Origin of the sequence: Klebsiella sp. 28, assembly GCF_018223905.1 — a bacterium.
Lineage (GTDB): Bacteria > Pseudomonadota > Gammaproteobacteria > Enterobacterales > Enterobacteriaceae > Klebsiella > Klebsiella pneumoniae.
On record NZ_JAGRQY010000229.1, the window covers coordinates 1 to 5,160 of the forward strand.

General features: G+C 41.2%; 5 protein-coding genes. All 5 read left to right on the forward strand.

Annotated features, from left to right (window positions below):
* The coding region (locus tag KHQ28_RS26840; RefSeq protein WP_211777748.1) for a hypothetical protein at window positions 1-361 on the forward strand (361 nt) is incomplete at its 5' end.
* Between the two features lie 35 nt (window positions 362-396).
* Window positions 397-2,415, forward strand: coding sequence for a M23 family metallopeptidase (locus KHQ28_RS26845; protein WP_032419045.1), 2,019 nt, complete (start codon window positions 397-399; stop codon window positions 2,413-2,415).
* Window positions 2,402-3,169, forward strand: a complete 768-nt coding sequence (locus tag KHQ28_RS26850) for a hypothetical protein (protein ID WP_015958252.1) — start codon at window positions 2,402-2,404, stop codon at window positions 3,167-3,169. The genes KHQ28_RS26845 and KHQ28_RS26850 overlap by 14 nt, the downstream gene beginning before the upstream one ends.
* Window positions 3,170-3,348: 179 nt before the next feature.
* Window positions 3,349-3,870 carry a hypothetical protein gene (locus KHQ28_RS26855; protein WP_071579625.1) on the forward strand — a complete coding sequence of 174 codons (522 nt, stop codon included), beginning with the start codon at window positions 3,349-3,351 and terminating at the stop codon, window positions 3,868-3,870.
* 192 nt (window positions 3,871-4,062) lie between these two features.
* Window positions 4,063-5,160, forward strand: a protein-coding gene (locus tag KHQ28_RS26860; RefSeq protein ID WP_087638354.1) for an IS3 family transposase whose coding sequence is annotated in 2 segments (ribosomal slippage) — window positions 4,063-4,316 and window positions 4,315-5,160 — 1,100 coding nt annotated over the 2 segments. Because the reading frame shifts where the segments join, the coding sequence is not laid out codon by codon here. This gene is flagged as partial in the annotation.

Sequence of the window (5,160 nt, forward strand, 5' to 3'; positions counted from 1 at the left end):
GAATCACTATCTAAGAGCTTTTGTAATTTCTTTCTTTCTAACTGGCTGTGGCAATCACCTTGTATTTGAGCCTAATAAGTTACCAGATGGATATATAGATCAGGAATATTATGTTCCAATCACCATCTCTGGAGGTACAGGACCAGTTGTTGATCTGAGTTATGAAATTCACCCATCAAATTCTGGATTGAAATTAGTATTTTCTGAAAAAAAATATTACACAAAATATGTATATAATAACTTTACTATAGAAGGTAAGCCTCAGTTGCAAGGGATTGTAACAATTAATATTAGGGGCGGGGTTGTTGCTAGTGCGGGGCAATATTTTGAAAAACAATATGAGATTAATATTCAGAAATAAACAGGTAATAACATCTTGGAAGGCCTGCTGAGAGCGTGCGGGCGATAGCTGACGGTACCGTCATTTCACTCCGCAAAAGCTCAGACAAGCGCGACCTAGCACCATTCAACATCAACGCCGATAAACCCAATACAAAGGGGAGTAATGATGGTTATGTGCTCATAAAGCATGAAACCGAGATCGGTAGCGGTGATGAAGGAAAAGTGGCTTTCTATTCCTTATACATGCATCTGAAGTCGCTGGCTGAAACTGTTAAAGCCGGTGATAAAGTTTACCGTAAGGATCCTATAGGCCTTCCAGGCATGGTTGATGGAGTGAATGCTTTCCATTTCCAGATTTTCTGCGATGATGACAACATCAGCAAGCTAACGGGCAGGAAAACAGGAGAGCTGGATATTTCGAAGAATGGCCGCACCGATGCGGTTTATGGTGATATTCACTTTTATCTGCCACCGCAGACAAAGTTTTATGACAAGGCTCCAGCAGATAACAGCATTTCTACCACCGGACTTTCTGAACTATATACCAGCAATGTGCCTCTGTATGCCAGCATGACTCTGGCCCAAGGCAAGTGCACGATGGTTACTCGTCAGAAAAATACGCAGACTGACGGAAAATATGATCTGCTGGTTGAACCACTGGTTAATGCAGATGGTGATGACTACGAATACAATCTCTATAAAACCGCGATGCGGAATTATAAGGAGAGCCCAAGTGCCGGGTTTGAATTACTTCGCTTTGGGCGAGTGATCAACACGGACCATGAAACACTGGTACCGGCAGACGCACCATTATGGATGACAGTCAATTACCCGGGTGGTAAAGGGGTGATCAACCTTGCTGATTCCAGTATTAAAAAGTTTAGTGACGCTGATTTCCCTCACTGGACGGGCTGGCAGATGGTAGATGACGATAGTGACAGCAACAGCCAGTGTAATTCAGCTATTATCAAGAAACTTCACGAAGTTGGTGACTTCGATAACCAGTGCGGGAAGCTAATCTGTCATTTCCCATTTGAATGGGAAAAAAGTACGATCGACATCCGTTTTTCGTGGCTGAAAACGGGAAATGAAGAGCATGAACCGATGACGGAAGCCGATTATGCAAAGTTTAAATCCCATGCGGAAGCACTATGCTTTGATTCTGGAGCGTTGAGTTCTGACCGGTTGTGGCATTTTGAGCCAAAATCATTTATTCGACATTTCAGGAAATGTAGTTGGCTCGACTCTGAAGTAATTGAAAAAGTAATGACGGCGAATGCTAGTAAAAAAAATAAAAATGCACTTGAAGGTATTAAAAAAATTACATTAGAGTACTATGCGGACATAAATACAATCATGCGAAAGTATAACTTATCTGATGCAAATAGAATTTGTCATTTTTTAGGGCAGGGTGCAGTTGAATCAGGTTATTTATTGTCCATGCAAGAAACTAGCCAGCAACAAATTATTGTTGATGGTGTTCAGCAAGGTGGTGTGATTGTTGAAGCATCAACATTTAATGAAACTACTAAGCTAGGTCATTGGTACGGAGCTCTTAAAGCCGAGAAGGATAACTATTTCTCCGGGAAAAAATACAATTCCCGTGGAGGGTATATCACAGGATCCTATAGCTGGATTAACGGTAACTGTGGAGATGTAGATGCACAAAAATTCAGAGGTAGAGGGTTTAAAATGCTAACTGGACTTAACACATATTCAAGCTACTGGGTATATCGAGGTTGGTTGTCAAAAAATGACTTTGATAAATATTGGTGGGATGACCCGGAGTACAAGAAAAAAAATTCAGCCGGTATGAAGAAAAAACCACCAAAAATAGGAAACCCTCAGAAAGTGACAGAAAATGCATATAACTGTATTGATACAGGTGGTTTTTTTATAGTTTGTTTTAAGTCTAAAGTTCTCAAAATTATGGATGAGGACAAAATTGGGAAATCTGATGATGACAGCATTATTTTGAAAGTAACTAAAAATATAAATGGTGCAGATAAAGGAATTGCAGAAAGGAAAATAGCTACTAAAAAAGCAAAAGAGATGATTGATGATGAAGTTTAAAACTAATTCATTTTTGTTTATGATGCTTTGTGCTACTGCTCTTAATTCTTGGGCTGGATATTACAACACAATTGATATCGATGGTGTAAGCATCCATTTAGATAAGGATAAAGCTGGATATGTAAATGTTCACGATGATCAATTAAATACGGATTACTCATGCAAAATAGAAAATTGGAATGATTCATTAATCTCTGGTGCTGGAGGTATTTCTCTAACTAGTGATCATTTAGGCGTGCTTTTAGCATCAGGAAATAAATATCTTGATGTTAAGGAGCTTATAGATTGCAAAGGACAGTCAATTCGAATTCATTCTATTCATTACTTTAATAATTCAATTTCTTCTATTATAGATGTTAATTTTGAAAAAAAATTAGTTCTGGCATTAGTTGTGATTGATGCTCACTTTAGGTCATATCAGGCGATAGTATCTAAGTTTAATGGGAATAAAAACCTTTTGTCAGGCAAAGGTTTTTGGAGTAATTCCTCATCTGAGCCAGATCAGAATAGCTTGTTTTACCCTGGTGGTTCAATATATCTAGGGAAAATATCTGTCAATGGAGAATATATTGCGCCAAACGATTTGGATTGTGCGGTTGATTCATTCCCAGGTGTGTGGGATATAGCAAGAAAAATGAAAATTATATTCCCAAGAGATAAAGATGATGCTGTAATTGACAGTAAATGCCGACAGCTTTTCTCGGGAGAGAAAACACTTGATGAATTGGGGGGAGAGCTTATCAATATGAAATGATGCTTTTTCAAATGGCTATTTACTATCAGCGCAAAAAATTTTCTCGTGAATCATTAGCAATTGATCCCAATCATACTTTCTCATGAGGATAAGCATGGATTATCAACCCTCAGTAAAATCAATAATTTTTTCGGATTTGATAGCAAAACTAAATCTGTGAAAGATGAAGGTGGCGGTCGATGAAAAATTTTATAGCTATAAGTATGTTACTGTTGTTGTCATTGAGAGTGATAGCAGGTGATCCCGGAGGAATATCCTTACTTGTAAAGGCATTGCCTTCTGCAAATGATTATAAATATGTCCTTGATGGCTTTTTTAGAAATTATTACGGTGTGGACAATCCTCACACTCCTTCGTGCGATCAAAATGATTATACCCCTTATATTGATAACGTATATTTGAATACGCTCCCAAAAGGTATTGATGACAATATACTAATAAAATCCATAACAGATTTATCATCCAGAACTCTGATTGCCAAAATATTATCATCTTACTCTGATGATCAAGTTTCTGGTTTCGATGGAGTTCTTTTTTATGCAATGAAAGATAATAAGTTATTTATTTATACGTTCGACTCAAAAGCCCCTGGGCATATCTTTACGAATGAGTTGAATGTTGATGGAATTATTAGCTATAAGCTTTTAGGAAGGTCCATTTGCCAGTCTATAAGATCAAAGATACTCCCTTCCAGTCCTTAATGATATTGAGGTCAGTAGCTTTGTTTAGATACTTTTCATTAATCATATGTATGCTGTGTTTTTCAAGTGCCATTGCTGGGGAAATGTTCTCTGTAAGTATCCCGCTTAACCTTTGATCTCCTCCCTGAAAACAGTGTCAGGCTAAACTGAAGTCTCCGGTCTTTCTTCCATCTCACAGAGAGGCACATCGCCATGAAAAAGACCCGCTATACCGAAGAACAGATAGCATTTGCGCTGAAACAGGCCGAAACCGGCACTCGGGTGGAGGAAGTCTGCAGAAAGATGGGCATTTCTGAAGCCACATTTTACAACTGGAAGAAAAAGTTTGGCGGCATGGGCGTGACAAAACTGCGCCGCCTGCGCCAGCTTGAGGAAGAGAATCAGCGTCTGAAACGTCTGGTGGCTGATTTAAGTCTGGACAAGGTGATGCTGCAGGAAGTTATCAAAAAAAGTTCTGAGGCCGGCTCAGAAGCGTCAGGCGGTGCATTTTCTGCGGGAGGCTTACCGTATCAGTGTCCGACGGGGATGCGGACTGCTGATGCAGAGCAGAACCGTTTACCACTGGCAGAGCCGGCGGGATGATCGGGCGATAACCCTGCGTATCCGGGAAATAGCGGAAACCCGGATCCGCTACGGTTGCCCGCGTATTCATATTCAGCTGCGGCGGGAAGGCTGGCCTGTTAACCACAAGAAAACACACCGGATTTACTGTCTGGAAGGCCTCAACCTGCGCAAAAAGCGCCCCCGCAGGCATGTCAGTGCAGCACATCGTCAGCAACGTCCGGTCCTGAGCGGAGTCGATCAGTGCTGGAGTATGGATTTCGTGTCGGATAACCTGTTTAACGGACGACGTTTCCGGGCGCTGACTGTAGTGGATAATTTTAGTCGGGAGTGTGTGGCGATCCATGCCGGAAAGTCGCTGAAAGGTGAGGATGTGGTCGGTGTGATGGAAAGGTTGCGGGTGCTGGGCAAGCGCCTGCCGGTACGTATTCAGACAGATAACGGCAGCGAGTTTATCTCGAAAAGTCTGGATAAATGGGCGTATCAGCACGGTGTTACAATGGACTTCTCCCGCCCCGGAAAACCAACGGATAACCCGTTTATTGAATCATTGAACGGCAGTCTGCGGGATGAATGCCTGAACATTCACTGGTTTCTCTCGCTGGAAGATGCGCAGGACAAACTCGACAACTGGCGCAGGGAATATAATCATGAGAGAACGCATTCATCATTAAATGACATGACTCCGGCTGAATTCATCCGAAATCTCCGGAAAGACGAAGATCTCTG